General features: G+C 65.9%; 15 protein-coding genes and 2 tRNA genes. 13 read left to right on the forward strand and 4 right to left on the reverse strand.

Going from position 1 to position 20164, the window contains the following annotated elements; translation table 11 throughout:
* Positions 1 to 45: 45 nt before the first annotated feature.
* Positions 46 to 639 carry a membrane integrity-associated transporter subunit PqiC gene (locus K6142_RS05150; protein WP_190243634.1) on the forward strand — a complete coding sequence of 198 codons (594 nt, stop codon included), beginning with the start codon at positions 46 to 48 and terminating at the stop codon, positions 637 to 639.
* A gap of 86 nt (positions 640 to 725) precedes the next feature.
* Entirely contained in the window at positions 726 to 1874 is a 1149-nt protein-coding gene (locus tag K6142_RS05155) for a GGDEF domain-containing protein (protein WP_190243635.1), read from the forward strand.
* Between the two features lie 62 nt (positions 1875 to 1936).
* Here the strand turns inward: K6142_RS05155 and K6142_RS05160 are convergent.
* Positions 1937 to 2012: transfer RNA gene (locus K6142_RS05160), tRNA-Thr, on the reverse strand.
* A gap of 519 nt (positions 2013 to 2531) precedes the next feature.
* Between K6142_RS05160 and K6142_RS05165 the strand changes: the two genes are divergently transcribed.
* A complete protein-coding gene (locus K6142_RS05165) occupies positions 2532 to 4109 on the forward strand; it encodes a MerR family transcriptional regulator (RefSeq protein ID WP_223290211.1) in 1578 nt (525 codons plus the stop codon).
* A 108-nt stretch (positions 4110 to 4217) separates the two neighbouring features.
* Here K6142_RS05165 and K6142_RS05170 read toward each other — a convergent pair whose 3' ends face one another.
* Entirely contained in the window at positions 4218 to 5069 is an 852-nt protein-coding gene (locus tag K6142_RS05170; protein WP_223290212.1) for a UPF0280 family protein, read from the reverse strand.
* Between the two features lie 254 nt (positions 5070 to 5323).
* Here K6142_RS05170 and K6142_RS05175 point away from each other — a divergent pair, with 254 nt between their 5' ends.
* The 6 genes from K6142_RS05175 to K6142_RS05200 all read left to right on the forward strand — a co-directional run bounded on the left by K6142_RS05175 (position 5324) and on the right by K6142_RS05200 (position 11898).
* Positions 5324 to 6475: a hypothetical protein gene (locus K6142_RS05175; protein WP_190243636.1), complete on the forward strand. Its 1152-nt coding sequence runs from the start codon at positions 5324 to 5326 to the stop codon at positions 6473 to 6475.
* A gap of 267 nt (positions 6476 to 6742) precedes the next feature.
* Positions 6743 to 7645, forward strand: coding sequence for an ornithine carbamoyltransferase (gene argF, locus K6142_RS05180; protein WP_190243637.1), 903 nt, complete (start codon positions 6743 to 6745; stop codon positions 7643 to 7645).
* Positions 7646 to 7713: 68 nt separating this feature from the next.
* A complete protein-coding gene (locus K6142_RS05185) occupies positions 7714 to 8919 on the forward strand; it encodes an argininosuccinate synthase (protein WP_190243638.1) in 1206 nt (401 codons plus the stop codon).
* Positions 8920 to 9081: 162 nt separating this feature from the next.
* Positions 9082 to 10464: an argininosuccinate lyase gene (gene argH, locus K6142_RS05190; protein ID WP_190243639.1), complete on the forward strand. Its 1383-nt coding sequence runs from the start codon at positions 9082 to 9084 to the stop codon at positions 10462 to 10464.
* Positions 10465 to 10723: 259 nt separating this feature from the next.
* Positions 10724 to 11353, forward strand: a complete 630-nt coding sequence (locus tag K6142_RS05195; RefSeq protein WP_190243640.1) for a hypothetical protein — start codon at positions 10724 to 10726, stop codon at positions 11351 to 11353.
* A 278-nt stretch (positions 11354 to 11631) separates the two neighbouring features.
* The gene (locus tag K6142_RS05200) at positions 11632 to 11898 is read left to right on the forward strand and encodes an RNA recognition motif domain-containing protein (protein WP_012611219.1); all 267 of its coding nucleotides are present in this window, start codon (positions 11632 to 11634) and stop codon (positions 11896 to 11898) included.
* Positions 11899 to 12127: 229 nt separating this feature from the next.
* Here K6142_RS05200 and K6142_RS05205 read toward each other — a convergent pair whose 3' ends face one another.
* A complete protein-coding gene (locus K6142_RS05205; protein WP_190243641.1) occupies positions 12128 to 12922 on the reverse strand; it encodes a substrate-binding periplasmic protein in 795 nt (264 codons plus the stop codon).
* Between the two features lie 1498 nt (positions 12923 to 14420).
* On the opposite strand from K6142_RS05205, the gene K6142_RS05210 reads away from it, so the two are divergent.
* Positions 14421 to 15170: a substrate-binding periplasmic protein gene (locus tag K6142_RS05210; RefSeq protein WP_190243642.1), complete on the forward strand. Its 750-nt coding sequence runs from the start codon at positions 14421 to 14423 to the stop codon at positions 15168 to 15170.
* 755 nt (positions 15171 to 15925) lie between these two features.
* Here K6142_RS05210 and K6142_RS05215 read toward each other — a convergent pair.
* Positions 15926 to 16019 (reverse strand) — tRNA-Sec (locus K6142_RS05215).
* A gap of 380 nt (positions 16020 to 16399) precedes the next feature.
* Here K6142_RS05215 and ftsH point away from each other — a divergent pair.
* The 3 genes from ftsH to cdaA are packed head-to-tail and all read left to right on the forward strand — an operon-like array spanning position 16400 to position 20162.
* Entirely contained in the window at positions 16400 to 18424 is a 2025-nt protein-coding gene (ftsH, locus tag K6142_RS05220; protein ID WP_190243643.1) for an ATP-dependent zinc metalloprotease FtsH, read from the forward strand.
* The gene (gene folP, locus K6142_RS05225; RefSeq protein ID WP_190243644.1) at positions 18421 to 19419 is read left to right on the forward strand and encodes a dihydropteroate synthase; all 999 of its coding nucleotides are present in this window, start codon (positions 18421 to 18423) and stop codon (positions 19417 to 19419) included. Before ftsH ends, folP begins: the two co-directional genes overlap by 4 nt.
* Positions 19419 to 20162 carry a diadenylate cyclase CdaA gene (gene cdaA / locus K6142_RS05230; protein ID WP_012611226.1) on the forward strand — a complete coding sequence of 248 codons (744 nt, stop codon included), beginning with the start codon at positions 19419 to 19421 and terminating at the stop codon, positions 20160 to 20162. The genes folP and cdaA overlap by 1 nt, the downstream gene beginning before the upstream one ends.
* The last annotated feature ends 2 nt before the right edge of the window (positions 20163 to 20164 follow it).

The following is a 20164-nucleotide window of genomic DNA, read 5'->3' on the forward strand; positions in this document are numbered from 1 at the left end:
GCATGCTTTTTGTCAGGCGCACGCTTTTTATCCGGCGCACGCGCCATGTCCGGCGTGGTCGTCCTGCTGCTGGCGTGCCTGCTGTTGTCAGGCTGTGCGGGCAGCAGCGCCGCCACACGCTTCTATCTGCTTTCGCCCCCTGCGCCGGGGGGCATCCGCAGCGTGCCCGGTGCGCCGCAGGCGAGAGTGGCGGTGGGGCCTGTCAGCGTGCCTTCGTATCTGGACCGTCCGCAGATCGTCATCCGCGAGGGCGACGGGGTGCGTCTGGCCCTGGCGGAGTTCGACCGCTGGGCCGAACCGCTGGCCGAAAGCCTGCCCCGCGTGCTGGCAGAGGACATCTCTCGCGCGCTGGGTGGCGGGCACGTTCTGGTGTTTCCCGGCGCCAGTGCCGACGATGCCGACATCCGGGTGGCCGTGGACGTGAACAGGCTGGACGGCAGCCTGGGCGGAACGGTGGTGCTGGATGCCTGGTGGGCCCTGCTGGACCGTTCCGGGGCCACGCTGCGCCGGGGACGGATGGTCGAGCGGCGGCCCGCCGGTGGCGACCATGCCGCCATGGTCACCGCGCAGGGCGTGCTGGCGGCGGCGCTGGGCGATACCGTGGCGGCTGCCGTGCGCGAGGTGCTGCCCAGGCCCTGACGCGTTCCGGGCCGGAACCGCTCCACCTTGCCCTGACAACCTGCCCTAAGGGGGCGGGTATGGCGCCAACCCAAGGGGGATGACCCATGGCCTCCCTGTCCATGGCACTTTGCGTGCTCTGCGCCGTCACCGTGGGGCTGCTGCTTGTGCACGGCCATCTGGATGGCGACCGGCACGACCTGCGGCTGCTGGCATGGGGCAAGGGCATGCAGGCCGCGGGTTGGCTGGGCTTCGGCCTTGCTTCCACGGTTTCAGACGTATTGCCGCCGTTCCGCTACCTGCTGCTGGTGGGGCTGGGCATGGAGGCGCTGGCCATGCTGCGGGTGCGCACCGGTCGTCCGGTGCGGGTGTTGCCCTGGCTGGGCGGGCTGGTGGTGCTGCACGCGGTGCTGGCGGTGGCCGTGGCCGAACGGCCTTTCGAGGTGCGGGCCTTCGTCCAGACGCTGGCGGCGGCTCTGCTGTTTCTGCCTTGCGGAGCACTGCTGCTTGCCGCGCGCGACGTGAGGTCGCAACGCCTCTACCGGGTGACCGGCGGCGCGTACCTGCTGGTGGCGATGTTCGCGCTGGCCAGGGGAGGGTACATGCTGGCCCGGCACGAGGGGGCGGACCTTCCCGCCGTGCCGCACATGGAGATGGTGGGGCTGCTGCTGTTGCAGGCCCTGGCGTTCATCGGGTGCGTGTGGTTCGTGGTGGTGCTGCGCGAACGGTACGAGGCGCACATCCACCGGCTGGCCACCACCGACGCCCTGACAGGGCTGCACAACCGCCGCCATTTCCTGTCCGCCGCGGAACCAGCGTTGGCCCTTGCCGCGCGCAAGGGTACTCCGGTGGGCGTGCTGATCTTCGACGTGGACCACTTCAAGCGGGTCAACGATACCCACGGCCACTCCGTGGGCGATGCGGTGCTGCGCTGCATCGGCGAGGTGCTGCCCTCGCTGGTGCGTGGCTATGACGCCACCTGCCGCTACGGCGGCGAGGAGTTCGCGGCGCTGCTGCCGGACGCCGACGGCCCGGTGACCGACATCGTGGGCGAGCGCATCCGGCAGGGGCTGGAGCAGGCCGGGCGTCAGGCGGCGGAAGATGGCAGGGCCGTGGTGTTTACCGCGAGCGTGGGCGGCAGCTGCCGCGTGCCTGCCGGACCGCAGGATCTGGACGCCCTGCTGGCCGAGGCGGACGCGGCCCTGTACGAAGCAAAGCGCGGGGGCCGCAATGCCTACCGGCGGCATGAGGCCTGACGGCGAAGTTACAGCGCATGAAAAGAGGGGTTAGGCTGATGCCTAACCCCTTGCTTTTGTTCTGGAGCCGGAGATGAGACTTGAACTCACGACTTGCTGATTACGAATCAGCTACTCTACCAACTGAGTTACTCCGGCAGTTACGCACAGTCCGCGCCATTGCCCGGTCTGCACGCGTGCTTGCGGCGGTTACCTCCGCAGAAGCGAGATGTGCTAGTTATTGAAGTTGGCAAGGGAAGTCAAGCGGGTTGTGGGGCGGCTGCGGGTGCCATGCTGCGGGTGGACAGGGACTCGGCACGCACGAGGGCAGCTCTCGCCGACAGCAGGTCTTCGTTGCCCAGTGGGCAACCCGGCCACGTACCCCCGTATGTTCCATGTCTGAAGGTGGGGCACGGCGCTCCTGTTCGGGGCATTATTCTGCCGCCGCCATCCGGCCTGACGGGCACCCAGCCATTTACCTTGCTTGCAAGCCTGTCAGGATTTGCGCAGGGCACGGCACTGCCCATCTTGCGGTGGTACTCTGCATCTCGGCGTCGTGCCCGAGCATTGCGCCATCAGGCCGCGAGGGACTGTGCCAATGCCCGAAGGTTGTTGGACAATTTTCTAGACAATATTTTTATGCGGATTTCTTGACAAAATGCTCCTGGACGCGCAACTGTGCAACAACAAGAACTGGAGCACCTCCCCATGATCCGCGAACTGCTGACCCTCCGCGAAATCGCCCGCCGCCTCGACGTGCCCCCCTCCAGTATCGCCTATTACAAGGACAGGTTCGCGCGCTTCCTGCCCGCCGGAGAAGGGCGGGGCAGGCGGCTGCGCTATCCCGTGCATGTGCTGGACATCTTCAGGGAGATCAGGAGCATGTACACGCGCAACGTGGCGGCGGAGCAGATCGAGGAACGGCTGGAGCAACTGGTGGCCGCGCTGTATGCCCCCGTGGGCCAGCCGGGGGACGCGGTCCGGTCCGGCCTTCATGGGGGGCTTTCGGGTGGGCAATCGGGCGCCAGGGCGGGCGCACGGGCATCCGGCACCGGGGTGGAACCGCACCTGCGGGACAGGTTCCGCGCATCCGATGCCATGCCGGATCCAGACTGCTCGTCAGCGCACTCGCTGGCGCACTCGCTGGCGCACTCGCCGGACCACTTGCCGGACCAACTGCCGAACGCTCTACCGCACACGGCGGCCTCTGCCCCTGCGGACCCTGCCGTGGAAGGCCTGCCCGGCCTGCTCGACCGTATGGCCGCGCTGCTTCAGGTGCAAGGGCACATGCTGGAAGAGCTATCCAGCCTGCGTCGTCAGGTGGAGGAACTGCGTGCCGACCGCGACATGCTGCTGGCCGCCTTTGACGAGCGTGCGGCCCGGCTGGACGAGGCGCTGGAACTGCTGCGCCGCGAACGCACCGAAGCGGTAACCCGCCTCGTGGACGACTATTATGCTGTGGTGTCTGGTCCTGCGGGTGCCGGTTCATCGGAGGCCGGGCCATCGGAAGCCGGACGGAGGGATGCCGAACCAGCGGAAGCTGGAACAAACGGCACCAAGACCGACGGGGGCAACGCAGGCGGGGCAGAAAACGCTGCTGGCGACGGTGCGCGCGTCGATGCTGCCGGGGCCAGCCGGAACGCTTCCGGCCAAACTTCTCCCGGCCAAGCTGCTTCCGATCAGGACGCTTTCGGCCAGACGGCTTCCGGTCAAAGCACATCCCACCAGGGCGCATCCCGTAACGAGACATCCGGTCAAGCCACATCCGGCGCCGACGCGCGGGACGACGGCCCTTCGGCCAGCGGCGCTTCCGGTTCCGCCTCGCAGGCGGATGCGGGCCATGACCGGGCCACTTCCGGCAAGGATTCCGCCACCACGCCGCCCGCAACCCTGTTCGACAGGCCGCTGGTCATCCGGCGCAACGGCGAATACCTGGGCGTGTCAGGCCGCGACAAGGCCTTCACCCTGCGAGAACTGCTGGCGCTGGTGGAGCGTCACGCCGCCCGGCGGCATCGCGTGACCATGGGCTGGACCCGGTCCGGTTCTGCGTGGGTGCTGCGCCTGACCACCGACGAATCCGCCAGCGGCAGGCAGGGCGGCAGCCGCACTCACGAACTGACCTTGCAGCCGGTCACCACGCCCAGCGGCAACCACGTCACCCGGCTTTCCCGCCTTGCCATCAACAGCGACACGGTGCCGGATCGCTTCCTGCTGGAATTGTTCCGGAATATCAAGGAAAGCTACGAATTTCGGTAGGGGGGCGGCGCGCCTCGTCTCCCGTCCGGTATCCCCGGCGTCTCCGGAGTTCCGGCCTCTCCCGTGTCCCCTGTGTTCACGCTCGCCAAGGGCCTTGCGTGGTGCAGGTCATGCCACGGCCAGTTCCATGTTCCCCCAAATCCCCACGCGCCCGCCGCACTGGGCGTACACGCCCTCTATGCCCAGATGGGCCATGGCGGCGGCGCGTTCGGTCACGCGGGCCACGTCGTCCGGCCCTTGCAGCATGTTGCCGAACAGGGTGGCCGCCGCGTCGGCCAGACTGGCGTCGCGCGCCCGCACCGCCGCGATGTCGCCCACGCCAAGGCTCAGCGAATGGCCGATGGTGGCCGACGACGAGCACAGCGAGACCGGGCAGTCCGAGGCCTTCACCACCACGCCGATCATCTCGCCGCTGGCCGGATCGGGCAGCAGGCCCACCACCCGGTCGCGTTGCGAGCAGATGTAGATGTCCCCGCCGTTCTCCACGATGATGTCCGGCGACACCGGGGCAAAGCGTTCCGCCACCATCTGGGCCACGGTGCCCGCCACGGCGGCAAAGGGGCCCACCCCGGCGATGTCGGCCCCGTGAGCCATGCGCCGGGCCACTTCCGGGGCGCTGGCGGGCGTGGGCACGGGCACGAGGCTGGTGCGAAAGTCGGGCGCCAGCAGCATCCACGCCTTGATCTGGCCACGCAGTTCGGTGACGTAGGCGGCGATGCGGTCCGGCAGGTCGGGCTGTACGGGCTGGCCGGGCTGGCCGGGCTGGCCCGACAGGCCCGACAGGCCCGCCCGTGCGGTCACCCACAGGTCGGTTTCCTCCACCACCACCTGAAAGACCACCTCGTCCGGGTGGCGGGCGGTGCGCTTGCGGTAGCCGCGCACATGGTCGGTGTGCACGGTGGGGGCATCCGGGGTGGAGGGTGCGGGGCGCTTGCCGGTGTCGTTGCGTCTGGTGCTCATGGGGCGGTTTCACCACAGGGGCGGGCGGGCGTCAATCATGGGGGCATGGGGGCATGGGGGCATAGGGCCAGGGGCGTGGGAGAGCGGGCGGCGCTTTTCCTCCATCGGGTGCGGGCGTATGGTGTGCGCCGCCGTGCCCGTGGCCCGGCAGGAGGCTGCCGATGTTCCGCCCGCGTGGTTGCATGATGTTCCCCCTGCGTCCGCTCCGTATGTTGCGATTCCGCCTGCCTTTGCTCCGCCTCTGTCTGGGATGCGTGTTCCTGTGCGCGCTGCTGTCCGCTCCCGCCATGCCCTTCGCCCGTGCGGCGGCCCCCGCCGTCGGCGCTGCCTCCGGTTGTGCCGCCCCAGCCGCTGCCGTCCCGACCGACCCGGCTTTCGGCTGCGCAGCCGTGATCCGGGTGGGCGCCTGGAACATCGAATGGCTGGGCACGCCCGACCGGCGCACCGTGGGCGGACTGCAAACAGCGGACGACATCGCCGCCGCCATCGGGGCCAGCGGCGTGCACCTGTTGGCGCTGGAAGAAGCGGCAGTGACCGACGGCGGCGCAGACATGCGCAACGCCGTGCTGGATGGCGCCTTTGCCCGGCTCAACGCGGGGGGCGCGCAGTGGTCGTACCTGCTGTTTCCGGCGCGGGTGCCGCCGCATTCCAGGCCCACGGTGCGTACCTCCACGCAGTGCGTGGGCGTGGCTTGGGACGGTCGGACATTGCGGTTGAAGCGCCCCCCGCAGGCCATCACGGCCACGGTGGATCTGGCGGCGGAAAAGGATCTGGACCAGCGCATGCGCCAGGCGGCGGGACCGGATCAGGGCATGAAGCTGCTGGCCCGCTGGCCGCACCTGACCGTATTCGACGCCGGACCGGGCACCCGCGAGTTCGGCGTGGTGGTGCTGCACCTGAAGGCCAGCAAGGGCGTCACCTCGCTGCCCATGCAGGCCCGCGCCATGGAAGGCGACCTGCTGCTGCCCGGCCTGCGGAAGCTGGCGGCCAGCGATGGCCTGCGCGACGTGCTGGTGCTGGGCGACCTGAACACCCGGGATCACACCGAACCGGCATTGCAGGCGCTGGCGGGCGAGGGCTTCATCGACTGCAACCCCGGCGACCTGCCGACCTTCTTCGGTCCGCACGGCAAGACGCGCAAGCCGTACGACCGCATCCTGCTGCGCGGCGACGGAGACGCCTTCGCCGCCGCATGTGCCGATGCTGCGGGTGCGCTGGGTCAGGCGGGTCCGGTGGGTCAGGCGGGCGCGGACAGGGCAGGCGGCAGCCCCGGACTGCCGGGTTTTTCCGTGCTGCAACCCGCCGACCTCGAGGCCGGGCTGACCCATGCCGAATACGTGCGGCGCTTTTCGGACCATGCCCTTGTGCGGGCATCCATCTGCGTGGGCAGGGCGGCGGGGAAGTAGATCGCGATCCGGCCCGTGCCGCGCTCGTGGCAAGCCTGTCTTCGTGGCAAGCCTTCCTCCGCTCCATGGTGTTCACGACACCATACGCTCTGCACCGCGCACCTTCTCCGACCCGTCCTGCCGGATCGTCCCTCCCGCGTCTTCTCCGGTCCGTTATCCATCCTCCCGGCCCACGCCGGGCCGCATTCTTTACAAGCGGCGGGCTTTGAGGCTAGGAAACCCTTTTCCGCATCACGTCTCGCAGTGCCGCAACACAAGGATGGAGCCATGCCCAGACATTTCACGCGAATCAGGGACCTCGGCTACGAGGGCGCCTGGAAGCTGCTGCAACGCGCCAAGGAAATGAAGGACACCGCCCACCGGGGCAAGATCATGGAAGGCAAGACCGCCATCCTCATCTTCGAAAAGGCGTCCACCCGCACGCGCGTGTCGTTCGAGATGGCGGTGCGCCACCTTGGCGGCTCCACCATCTTCATGACCCCGGCGGAAAGCCAGCTGGGCCGCTCCGAACCCCTGCGCGACACCGCCCGCGTGCTTTCGCGCTATGCGGACTGCATGGTGGTGCGCACCTTCGGGCAGTCGAAGATCACCGAACTGGTCGAATACGGCTCCATCCCGGTCATCAACGCCCTGACGGACGAAGGGCACCCCTGCCAGATCATGGGCGACGTGCTGACCATGTACGAGCGCACCCCCGACCTGTCCACGGTGCGCGTGGCCTGGGTGGGTGACGGCAACAACATGGCCAATTCGTGGATCGAGGCAGCCGTCTACTTTCCGTTCGAGCTGTTCATGGCCTTCCCCGAAGGCTACGAGCCCGACCGCGACCTGCTGGGCTACGCCCTGAACGCCGGGGCCAAGATATTCCTGACGCACGACCCGCGCATGGCGGTAGAGGGCGCGCACTACGTGAACACCGACGTGTGGGCCTCCATGGGCCAGGAAGAAGAGCAGAAGAAGCGCGAGGCCGCCTTCAAGGGCTACTGCATCGACACCGAAATGATGGCCCTTGCCGCGCCCGACGCCAAGTTCATGCACTGCCTGCCCGCCCACCGGGGCGAGGAAGTGACCGACGAGGTCATGGAAAGCCCGGCCTCCATCATTTTCGACCAGGCAGAAAACCGCCTGCACATCCAGAAGGCCATTCTGGAATGGGCGCTTTCGGAATAACTCCGCGCCACGGCACACGCCGCGCGACGCATACCGCACAACATATCGCATAACGGGGCTGAAACGACATGGCCAAGGCTATCAAGAAGGTCGTGCTCGCCTATTCCGGCGGGCTGGATACGTCGGTGATCCTGAAGTGGATCGCCGTCACCTACGGCTGCGAGGTGGTGACCCTTACCGCCGACCTGGGGCAGGAAGAGGACCTGGACGGCGTGGACGCCAAGGCCCTGCGAACCGGCGCCAGCCGCGCCTACGTGGAAGACCTGCGCGAGGAATTCGCGCGTGACTTCATCTTTCCCATGATGCGCTCCGGCGCGGTGTACGAGGGGCGCTACCTGCTGGGCACCTCCATTGCCCGTCCGCTCATCGCCAAGCGCCTGGTGGACATCGCCCGCGCCGAAGGCGCGCAGGCCGTGGCCCACGGGGCCACTGGCAAGGGCAACGACCAGGTGCGCTTCGAGCTTGCCGTCAACGCCCTGGCCCCGGACCTGGACGTGATTGCCCCGTGGCGTATCTGGGACCTGCGCTCGCGCACCGACCTGACCGCCTTTGCCGAACAGCACGGCATACCGCTGTCCACCTCGTCCAAGCAGTACAGCATGGACCGCAACATGCTGCATTGCAGCTTCGAGGGCGGCGAGCTGGAAGACCCGTGGTGCGAACCCGGCCCCAACAGCCACGTCATGGCCGTGCCCGTGGAACAGGCCCCGGACACGCCGGAATACATCACCATAGAGTTCAAGAAGGGCGATGCGGTTGCCGTCAACGGCGAAGCCATGAGCCCGGCCTCCATCATCCGCACCCTGAACACCATCGGGGGCAGGCACGGCATCGGTCGCCTGGACATGGTGGAAAACCGCTTCGTGGGCATCAAGTCGCGCGGGGTGTACGAAACCCCCGGCGGCACCGTGCTGCACATCGCCCACCGCGACCTGGAAGGCATCTGCATGGACCGCGAATCCATGCACCTGCGCGACCAGCTGATTCCGCGCTACTCCGAGGCCGTGTACAACGGCTTCTGGTTCGCGCCGGAACGCGAGGCCATGCAGGCGTTCATCGACAAGACGCAGGAAACCGTCAACGGCACCGTGCGCCTCAAGCTGTACAAGGGCAACGCCTGCCCCGTGGGCCGCACCTCGCCCAACACCCTGTACTGCCACGACCTGGCCACCTTCGAAGACTGCGCCACCTACGACCACGCCGATGCCGCGGGCTTCATCAAGTTGCAGGGCCTGCGCGTGCGCGGCTACGCGCAGCGGGTGAAGAAGGACTAGGCGACGCCGCTAGCGAGGGGGGACACGGTCCCCACCCCGAGCCTGCACGCCCCGTAATGAAAAGTTTGGGGGGATGGGGGCCCGGGGGAAGGCGACCCTTTTCAAAGGGTCCCTTCCCCCGGTACCTCTTCCCCCTCATCTCTAAACAAGGGTCTCCCAGCAATGGCCGAAAAGAAGATGTGGGGGGGGCGGTTCCGTCAGGCCACCGCCGCCCTGGTCGAGGAATACACCCAGTCCGTGTCGTTCGACCGCGCCCTGTACGCGCAGGACATCGCGGGTTCCAAGGCGCATGCGCGCATGCTGGCGAAGCAGGGCGTGCTGACGGCGGACGAGGCCGCACGCATCGTCGAAGGTCTGGACATGGTGCTGGCCGAGATAGAGGGCGGCACCTTTGTCTGGCGGCGCGAGCTGGAAGACGTGCACATGAACATCGAAAGCCGCCTCACCGAACTGGTGGGCGACGTGGGCAAGAAGCTGCACACGGGCCGCAGCCGCAACGACCAGGTGGCGCTGGACTTCCGCCTGTTCGTGTCCGACCGCATCCGCGCCTGGCGCGGCCTTGCGCGCGACCTGGTGGCCGTGCTGGCCGAGCGCGCGGGCGAGCACGCCAACACGCTGCTGCCCGGCTGCACCCACATGCAGCCCGCCCAACCGGTAAGCCTTGGCCACCACCTGCTGGCCTATGCATGGATGCTGCGCCGCGACGCCGAACGCCTGGCCGACTGCGACCGCCGGACGCGCGTGTGCCCGCTGGGCGCGGCGGCGCTGGCGGGCACCACCTACCCGCTGGACCCGGCGTACGTGGCCGAGCAGCTGGACATGTACGGCACCTTCCGCAACAGCATGGACGCCGTGTCCGATCGTGACTTCGTGCTCGAATCGCTGTTCTGCGGGGCCACCATCATGGCCCACCTGTCGCGGCTGTGCGAAGAAATCATCATCTGGGCCAACCCGGCCTTCGGCTTCGTGCGGCTGCCCGACGCCTACGCCACGGGCTCGTCCATCATGCCCCAGAAGAAGAACCCCGACGTGGCCGAGATCATGCGCGGCAAGACGGGCCGCGTGTACGGCGCGCTGACCGCCATGCTGACCACGGTGAAGGGTCTGCCCATGACCTACAACCGCGACATGCAGGAGGACAAGGAACCGTTCCTCGACTGCGATCGCACCGTGTCGGCGTCGCTGGAGATCATGGCGGGCATGCTGCGCGAATTGGGCTTCAACGAAGGACGCATGCGCGCAGCCCTGCGTGCGGGCTTTCTGAACGCCACAGAACTTGCCGACTATCTGGTGGGCAAGGGCATACCCTTCCGCGAGGCGCACCACCTGACCGGGGCCGCCGTGGCCCTGGCGGAAGAGCGGTCCATCACGCTGGAAGAACTTCCTCTGGCCGACCTGCAAGGCATCTGCGACCGCGTTGGTGACGACGTCTACGCCGTGCTGGACCCGGCTGCTGCGGTGGCCCGGCGCGAGATGCCCGGCGGCACCGGGCCCGCGTCCGTGGCGGCGCAACTGGCGGAGCTGTCCGGCTGGCTGGAAGAGTAACGCCACGCCGTGGCCCTTTCGGCCTCTGCCGTCGTCAGAACGAGTTTTTGTTCCTGGCGAATGCAGCAGGGCATGTTCCCTCCGCAAAAGACCATTCTTCCCTGGCAGTGGGAATCCTCATGGCGCGAAGAGGCCCTGAGGCCGCCCGGACCAGATTGCCGATAACCCGTCCGAAAGCGGGCCGCCTTCCCACAGGGGGGGCGGCCCGACGCAAATGCTCCGCCTGGCCTGCGCCACGGCGGAGCGCACAAGGAATCCGATGCAACGCAACAAGAAGCTCATTCCCGCCCTGCTGCTGGCCGTGCTGTTCAGTTGGGCGCTGTACAACCTGCTTTCCGTCTCCGGCCTGCTGCCCGGCACCGGCCAGGTGATGGAGCAGGGGGACGACGGAGCGGCCCTGCTGCCCGCCGAACTCGTGGCCGAGGTAACGTCCCTGAACACGGCGGACGAGACGGCGTCGGACAACGAATGGATGGCCATGGTCACCCAGGCCGCCAGCGGCAGGTACTACAAGGACGCACGCGACCAGTCGCTGACCCTGGCCGCCTCGCGCGCGCTGGAGGCGGGCAAGTTTGCCGTGGCCATCACCGCCGCCGAAGTGATGTACCACCCCGAACCGCGCGAGGACGTGTTGCAGGCGGTGGTGCGCGAGGCAGCCAAAACCCGCGCCACCATCAAGTATTCCGTGCGCGCGGCGCGCAACCTGTCGAAGCTTGAGCAGCGGCGCGCGGCCTACGCCCATATCGTGACCGCCTGGGCGGAACTGGCCAGGGGCGGGCAGCCCCGGATCGCCGATGGCGCGGATCCCGAAACCGGCAACGCGCCAGCCGTGCCAGCCGCGCCCGGTGCCGCCGAACTGACAATCGGCCCCGCCGGAGTGGGACAGTAGCGCAGTCTTTTGATGGGGCTGCGGATATAGAATTGGGGTAGCGGGGCCATGGACAAGCGTTTTCAGGCGGAATTGCGACAGATTCTACTTGACCGCTCGAAAAACTCCGACTAATTCTCCAATCATGTCGGTCGATGCTCCGGGTGTGCCGTGCGTCGGGATCGGCATGGGCTTGTGGCAAGAGTTTCGGCGAGTCGATAGGCATCCCACCTACAGAGTTTCTGCCCGATCTTTCGCACGAGCGAACCCCCTCATTTTCCCTGCAAGGAGTTTTCCTGATGTCCAAGTCTCTGTATGTGGGCAACCTGCCTTTCTCCGCCTCTGAAGACGAAATCCGCGACCTGTTCTCCCAGCACGGCCAGGTGCTCAGCGTGAAGCTGATCTCCGACCGTGAAACCGGCCGTCCCCGCGGTTTCGGCTTCGTCGAAATGGAAGCCGCCGACGCCAACAGCGCCGTGGAAGCCCTGAACGGCTACTCCTTCGGTGGCCGCGCCCTGAAGGTCAACGAAGCCCAGCCCCGCGCTCCCCGTCCGCCCCGCTGGTAGTTTCGGCGCGGCAGCGCCAGCCGTGAGCGCCCCGTGCGCCACGTGCCGGTGACCACGCGGATACGCAGCAATTACAAGGCCCGCCTGCCGGATGTCCGGTCAGGCGGGCCTTTTATTTTGCATGCGGAGCGTTGCGTTGGTTCGGGCTGCCGCAAGAATGGAAATGGAAAAGGTGCGCGGCCCCGCCTCGCATGCATGGGGGGGACAGGCATGCCGTGGCGGGAGGGGGTCAACGGGGTTGCACCGTTCCGGAATCCATAATGCGTTGCAGGGTTCCGTCCTCGTGCATCCGCCCGATTTCGGCATCGATTTCAGCCAGGCGTCCGGCCAGTGGCGAACTGCGGGAAAAGGCCATGTACAGCGGGTAGCTGCGCACCGGGCGTTCCGCCTTGCCCACTGCGGAGCGCAGATGCTGCTGGCTGTTAAGGTAGGATTCGGCAACCAGGTCGTTGCTCAGGCACAGGTCCACGCGGCCGCTGCGCAACTTGGCGAAGTTGCTTTCGTCCGACGGGGAATATTCCACGGCCAGGTCCAGCCGTTGCACGGCGGCCAGGAATTCCGGTGAATACGTGTATCCCTGCACCAGGCCGATGCGGTAGGGGCGCAAGTCTTCGTAATGTTGCCAGGCAAAACCGTCATGGGTGGGGCTGGCGTAGTAGAAGGACTGGTGCGCCTCGGCCACCGGCACGGAAAACGCCATGGTCGCATCGCGTTCGGGGGCGTGGGCCAGCAAGCTCACCCCATCGGCAGCGCCGTCCTCTGTCATGCGCAACACGCGGTTCCAGGGCAGCAATCGCTGCCGTACGGGAAGGGACAGCCTACGGAACAGTTCTTCGGCAAGGGTGGTGGCCGTGCCGCCCACGCTGCCGTCGGCGAGTTCCATGGCGTAGGGCGGGTACACGGTGTTCACCATCAGGTAGGCACCGTCGCGGGTGTCGTCGGCGGGTGATGCGGCGCCGTCGCTTGTCAGCGCGGTGGAGGGGGAGGGCACGGACAGTACGGTCAGCGTGAACAGGACTGTCATGACTGTCCTGACGGCCCTGACTGCCCTGACTGGCAGAGCTGGCAGGATTGGCGGGACAGTCGGGAAGCGCAGGCCCGCCAGTACGCCGTGTATGGAATGGGCAAGCCCGTATGGCAAGGCGCATCCGGGGCGGGGGCGCCATGACTGGCGGCGGAAAAGTGCTGGGGATGATGACATGGCGGGCCTGTTGGTGAACTGTGCGGTATATTCGGGCCGGTCGGACGTCCGGGCTGACAAGGGGCGCGCCACCTGCGGTATCGGCGGGCCGATGGCGCCACTGGCGGCGTGTCATAGCAGAAGCGTCGCAAATGACAATGCCCTCCCCTGGCGCGGGTTTTCGCGCGTGCTGCCTTGGTGGGAGGGCTGTGTAAGGCGTTGCGGATATGGAAGATGGTGTTTTTCTATAATGCCGGTCCGCCGCTGTGCCGGGTGCACGAGCCGGTCAGGGTATCCGGCGCGCGGGCAATGAAAAGGGCCCCGGAAAAGGGGCCTTGGGCTCGTGGCGGAAGCGTGTAGAACACGCTAGTGGCCTGAGCTTTGCCTGGCGATGTCGGAAGGTTGTCGGCCTGCGACTGTCAATTCCATGCGAATCCATTCAGAAGGGCCGTAGAAACGGGTCGCGCCTCTGGCCTTCCAGAGGTCGGTCAGGTTCACGAACTTGTCGTCGGTGCAGCGGATGCCGAAGCCATTGAACACGAGGGCGGGGTGCAGGTGGCATGGTTCACCAATGTGCCACGCGACCAAGGGGAGGGAGTAGTTTGGACGCTGAACTAATCTGCTACTGCTTTGGCTACACGGCAGCCGACATCAAGGCAGATGTCATCCGAAACGGTAGATCGACGATCCTTGACCGTATTGTCCACGAGAAGCAGGGTGGGACATGCCGATGTGCCGAGGCAAACCCTTCCGGCAGGTGATGCCTTGGAGATGTCCGCCGGGTCGTGGACAGTGTTCTTGGTAAGCCGGAAGCCTTCGTCGGACTGAAGAGCCGGTAATCTGCCACGAGCAATGACGATGGCGACGGTCAATCCCTGCGCCGCCCTTGAGTGGGTGACGTGTGTGGAGAAGGGCCGTCGTTGCTCGTTGTTCGACGCACCGCAAGGCGGAAGGCCGGGCGAGGGCCGCCCTGCTCATGAGGATGGCCTGGGGGGGGGACTGCGCCGCGACCATCTGCGCGGCGGCTTGCCTGATCGAGAGTGGCGGGTATTCTTTCGCCGGGGGCATGGTACCTGCCGTGAAGACCTCCACGACGAACGTCCCCAACCGATTCCGCCTGGAGATGGCCGCCCCCACGACGCTGTCGAATGTGGAGAATCGGGCGCGGTACTGCTCCATATGGTCGGCGATCTCGTCAGGGCGCAGCGGGGGGGGCGATTGTAAAAAGTTCATCGATGCTGATGTGGTAATAAAAGACAGTGGCAATGGTGTGTGCTATGGGGGGGCGGTTCGTGTTTGATTGGTGCGTTATGGTGAAAAATTATACAAGAGATGTGTATTTATGCGCGTGCAGTTCAGTGTCATCTCTCTTCTTCTTGCGCTCAGCCTTGTGATCGTGCGGGATGCCATTGCCGATGCTGACCAATATGTTGTTGGGGTGGCGTACATGCATGGTGAAGAGCGTAGAATCCCTGAATTGGAAGCCCTTGTTGGCGAGGCGTATAGGCGAGTTGGCATGAGTGTTGTGTTCAAGTACTCACCACCAATGCGAGATATTTCCCTTGCGAATGACGGTGAGATTGATGCCAGTGCTGTGAGAACAAAGCACGCTGTGGCAAAATATGAAAATCTTCTTGTCGTTCCTGAGCCTTTGTTGCGTTCATTGTATACGATGTTTTTTGTGAACGATAAATTTTCTGAATATAATATTGATGATTTTAAGTCATTGCGTGTTGCCTGCGTGCGTGGTGAGATAATTTCCGCTTCGATACTTGAAAGTTTTGGAATGAATCCAGTGTTTGTTCCTGGGTTGGAGCATGGAATAAAAATGCTGCAATCTGGTCGCGCGGATGCCGTGTTTACTTCAGAATCAGTTGTAAAAGGTTTTTTTAAGGATGAGTCTTCATCTGGTATGCGCAAGGGTAGGTATGGTGTTGTAGTTAAATCATATCATGTTGTTAATGTAAGGCACAAGGATTTGGTTGTTCCGCTTGCTGCTGCATTTCGAGAAATGATTAGAGATGGCACCGCACGGCAACTGTTAGGGTCATTCAGCGACTTCATTCCATCGTCTTATGAGCGCGACCATTAGGGTTGCCCACGCGATTAGCGCAGGCTGGGCGCTCTCGCTTGCAGGATGCGAGAGTATCGAAGAGGCTGGATACTGACATGTACGCTTGCCCATGCCCACGTGCTCACCGTCATCCGTGATAGATCAAGCTCCTCGTGCCAGTCGATGTGCTGGGTGACCTCCACGAACAAGGCAGCGGGAGAGCGCTTCCCTTCATGGCGCACCGCGATGTCAGTCTGATCTGCGCGACCGGTGTGGCCGGTCGGCCTTGACCGCCTCGCGGGTCGGCTTGTGCTCCTTGCAGCACGTGATCAGTGTGTGCCGGAAAGAGTGGAGGCGCAGGCCGCAATGTTCATTCCTGCTCCCTCCGAGCGGCAGGGGGCCACCACCGGGAGTCCATAAGATTGCCCGTGAAGTGCTGCGAAGCGATCTGCTTGAGGTAGACCGTTTCGGCGATCTTCCGGATGTGGCATGCCTTGGGGAAGGCCGCGCCCCGCTCGTCTTCCGGCGAGACCGCGTAGCCCTCGCGCCGCAGCATGGCGGCGGTGGTGGAGGCGCTGCGTCTGGCCGATGGCGGCGGGGTGTTGTCGTCGTGGTCAGGTGAGCCAGAAGGCTGGACGGGGGGGCGAGACGTCGCCGCTGGAAGGGCGGGGTGATGCCGGGGCTTTGGAACGAGGCATGGCGCGGGGTCCGGTGTGTATCCCAAATGTGGATACAGACAAGCGGAACACCGCGCCATCGATATTTTTCAAGCCATTTCTGTGGCTTTTGATGGCTGGCGGAAGCGTATAGGAGTCGAACCTACCATGGACATCTCTGCCCACCACCGGTTTTGAAGACCGGGCGCCACACCGGTGACGAAACGCTTCCGCAGGGGTTCGGCGTATCTAGCAGAATCGATGTGGCACGGCAAGACGGGATGCGTGCCCGGGGCATGGCCGGATGGGGGGGCGAAACCGCGGAAGCGCGGGGTGCATGGGCTGCGAGGTCAAACCGGCTTCCGATGGCTGGCTTCCGGTGCCCGACTTCCGATGGCCGACTGCCGATGACCAACGGTCGGTGACAGTGAAAGGTAGGGCTCGAGAGCCGGATTGAGCGCCGGATCGAGGGGGGGGCAATCCGGATACCTTGCCCGGCGGCACGAAAAGGCAGGGAAAGTGCGCCCGCGCGCATTGTCAAATAGTTCCCGACGACTTAAAAAGGAGAAATCGTCCGCACGACGGACGTTCACTTCCGCACGGAGGCCAGACTTGAACCAGTTTTCGCGCAATCTGATTCTCTGGGCAATCATCTCGTTGCTGATGGTCGTCCTGTTCAACATGTTCAATCAGCCACAGGGGACGCAGGCGCGTCTTACCTATACGGAATTCCTCCAGAAGGTCGAACGCGGCGAGGTGCTGCGCGTGACCATCCAGGGCCAGAAGCTGACGGGCGAAAGCTCCGAGGGCAAGGCGTTCCAGACCTATGCCCCGCACGACCCCGAACTGGTTACCCGCCTCATTTCCCAGAAGGTCGAGGTGAAGGCGGAACCGCAGGAAGAAGCTCCCTGGTACATGACCCTGCTGGTTTCCTGGTTCCCCATGCTGCTGCTGATCGGCGTGTGGATATTCTTCATGCGCCAGATGCAGGGCGGCGGGGGCAAGGCCATGTCGTTCGGGCGGTCGCGCGCCCGCATGATCACCCCGGAATCGGCCCGCGTCACCTTCGAAGACGTTGCAGGCGTGGACGAAGCCAAGGAAGAGCTGAGCGAAGTGGTGGAGTTTCTGTCCAACCCGCGCAAGTTCACCCGTCTTGGCGGGCGCATCCCCAAGGGTGTGCTGCTGGTCGGCCCTCCCGGCACCGGCAAGACCCTTCTGGCCCGTGCCGTGGCGGGCGAGGCGGGCGTGCCGTTCTTTTCCATTTCCGGCTCCGACTTCGTGGAAATGTTCGTGGGCGTGGGCGCATCGCGCGTGCGCGACCTGTTCATGCAGGGCAAGAAAAGCGCGCCCTGTCTCATCTTCATCGATGAAATCGACGCAGTGGGCCGTCAGCGCGGCGCCGGCCTTGGCGGCGGGCACGACGAGCGCGAGCAGACCCTGAACCAGTTGCTGGTGGAAATGGACGGCTTCGAATCCAACGAGGGCGTCATCCTCATCGCCGCCACCAACCGGCCCGACGTGCTGGACCCGGCGCTGCTGCGCCCCGGCCGCTTCGACCGCCAGGTGGTGGTGCCCACCCCCGACGTGCGTGGCCGCAAGCGCATCCTTGAAGTGCACACCCGCCGCACGCCTCTGGCCACCGGCGTGGAACTGGACATCATCGCCAAGGGCACGCCCGGCTTTTCGGGCGCGGACCTGGAGAACCTGGTCAACGAGGCCGCCTTGCAGGCCGCCAAGGTGGGCAAGGACACCGTGGACATGGGCGACTTCGAGTACGCCAAGGACAAGGTGCTCATGGGCAAGGAGCGCCGCAGCCTCATCCTGAGCGACGAGGAAAAGCGCATCACCGCCTACCACGAGGCGGGCCACGCCCTGGCCGCCAAGCTGCTGCCCGGCTCCGACCCGGTGCACAAGGTGACCATCATCCCGCGTGGCCGCGCCCTGGGCGTGACCATGCAACTGCCGGAAGGCGACCGCCACGGCTACTCGCGCACGTTCCTGCTGAACAACCTGGTGCTGCTGCTGGGTGGCCGCGTGGCCGAAGAGGTGGTGTTCAACGACATCACCACCGGCGCGGGCAACGACATCGAGCGCGCCACCAAGATGGCCCGCAAGATGGTCTGCGAATGGGGCATGAGCGAGGCCATCGGCCCCATGAACATCGGCGAGCAGGGCGAAGAGGTGTTCATCGGGCGCGAATGGGCGCATTCCCGCAACTTCAGCGAGGAAACCGCCCGCCTGGTGGACGCCGAGGTCAAGCGCATCATCGAGGAGGCCCGGCAGCGTTGCCGCACCCTGCTCGAAGGGAACATCGACTCGCTGCATGCCATCGCCGGTGCCCTGCTGGAGCGTGAAACCATCAGCGGCGACGACATCGACGTGCTGATGCGCGGCGAACAGCTGCCCCCGGAAAAGCCCAACAACCGCCCCGGAACCGTCCGTGCGGGGGAGCAGCCCGCGTCCGGCAGAAACGCCGGAGCGCCCTCGGCCTCCGCCGTGCAGCCCGGCCCCGCCAGCGCGGAGTCTGACGCCGCCGGGCGCGACGAGTTCACCCTGGAGTCCGACGACACCGCCGAGCGCGGCGCCGGTGGCCCCGGCGGCAACGACGACCACAACGGTGGCGCGGGGCGCCGATGACGACGGCTTGCGGCCACGCGCAACAGGCCATCTGGACCGTAAGGGGGGGAAGGGCGGTGACGCCCGCCCCCCCTCATCCCTTTGTGGTGTTCGGCATCGTCAACGTCACGCCGGACTCGTTCCATGACGGTGGGCGCTACGTCACCCACGAGGCGGCAGTGGCCCACGCCCTGCGCCTGGTGGCGGAGGGCGCGCACGTGCTGGACATCGGCGGTGAATCGTCGCGGCCCTACGCAGATGCGGTGCCGCTGGAAGAAGAACTGGCGCGGGTGCTGCCCGTGGTGCGGGGCATCCGCGACGGGTATGCGGCCCACATGGCGGACCGTGCCGGAAACGATACCGCAACCCGCCCGGCGCCAGATGAGGCAGACGCTGCCGACGCGGACCGGCAGGCCGCCCCCCTTCGCCCCGGCGGTGCGCCGCTGCTTTCCGTCGATACCTACAAGGCGGGCACGGCGGCGGCGGTGCTGGACGAAGGCGTGGACATCATCAACGACATTTCCGCCTGCGCCTTCGACCCCGGCCTGCTCGACGTGGTGGCCCACTACAAGCCCGGCTACGTGCTGATGCACAGCCTGGGCAGGCCGGAAACCATGCAGGATGCCCCGGCCTACGCCAACGTGATGGACGCGCTGCTGGCCTTCTTTCACGAAAAGATGGACATGCTGGTGCGCGCCGGGCTGCCGGAATCGCGCATCCTGCTTGATCCCGGCATCGGGTTCGGCAAGCTGACGGAACACAATTTCGAGATACTGCGCCAGATGGAGCGTTTCAACGCGCTGGGCCGCCCCGTGCTGATGGGGCTTTCCAACAAGTCGTTGTTCGGCGGGCTGCTGGACCTTGGCCACGGACAGCGGGCGGGCGCCACCCAGGTTGCCACGGCCCTGCTGGCCGCACGCGGGGTGCTGTGCCACCGCGTGCACGACGTGGCGGAAACCGTGCGCACCCTGCGCCTCACCCAAGCCATGGCCCCCGCGCCACGCACGGAGAACTGATGCTGGGCCTGGAGAACGTCACCGCCAACTGGCGCGACCTGCTGGACATCGCGCTGGTCACCGCGCTGTTCTACCGCATCATCGTCATGGTCAAGGACACGCGCGCCGTGTCGGCCATCTACGGGCTGCTGTTGCTGGTGGTCACCTACTTCGTCTCGCGCGAGCTGGGGCTGTACACGCTGGGGTGGCTGCTGGAAAGCTTCTTCGGCTCGTTGTTCCTGGTGATCATCGTGCTGTTCCAGCGCGACATCCGCCAGGCCCTCACCGACATGGGGGCGCGCAGCTTCTTCCGCAAGAAGACCACCGCCGACGACGCCCTGAACGAGATCATCGGCGCCGCGCTGTACCTTGCCCAGCGCAAGATCGGCGCGCTCATCGTCATCGAGCGCAACGTGGCCCTGGGCGACATGATCGAACGCGGTGTGAAGCTGGGGGCCGCGCTTTCGCGCGAGTTGCTCATCACCATCTTCTTTCCCAAAACCCCCCTGCACGACGGCGCGGTGATCATTCGCAAGGGCGAGGTGGCGGCGGCGGCGTGCATCCTGCCCCTGGCCACCGTGGACCGGCAGGACTTCGGCACCCGGCATCGTGCCGCGCTTGGCATTACCGAAGAAAGCGACGCGGTGGCGGTGGTGGTTTCCGAAGAACGCGGGGCCGTCACCGTGGCCGTGGGTGGCAAGCTGACCACCAGCCTCGATGCCACGCGCCTGAAGCGCGTGCTCAAGAACATCCTGGAGAAGTAGCG

The sequence above is a fragment of the Nitratidesulfovibrio sp. SRB-5 genome (assembly GCF_019931275.1).
Classification (GTDB): domain Bacteria; phylum Desulfobacterota; class Desulfovibrionia; order Desulfovibrionales; family Desulfovibrionaceae; genus Cupidesulfovibrio.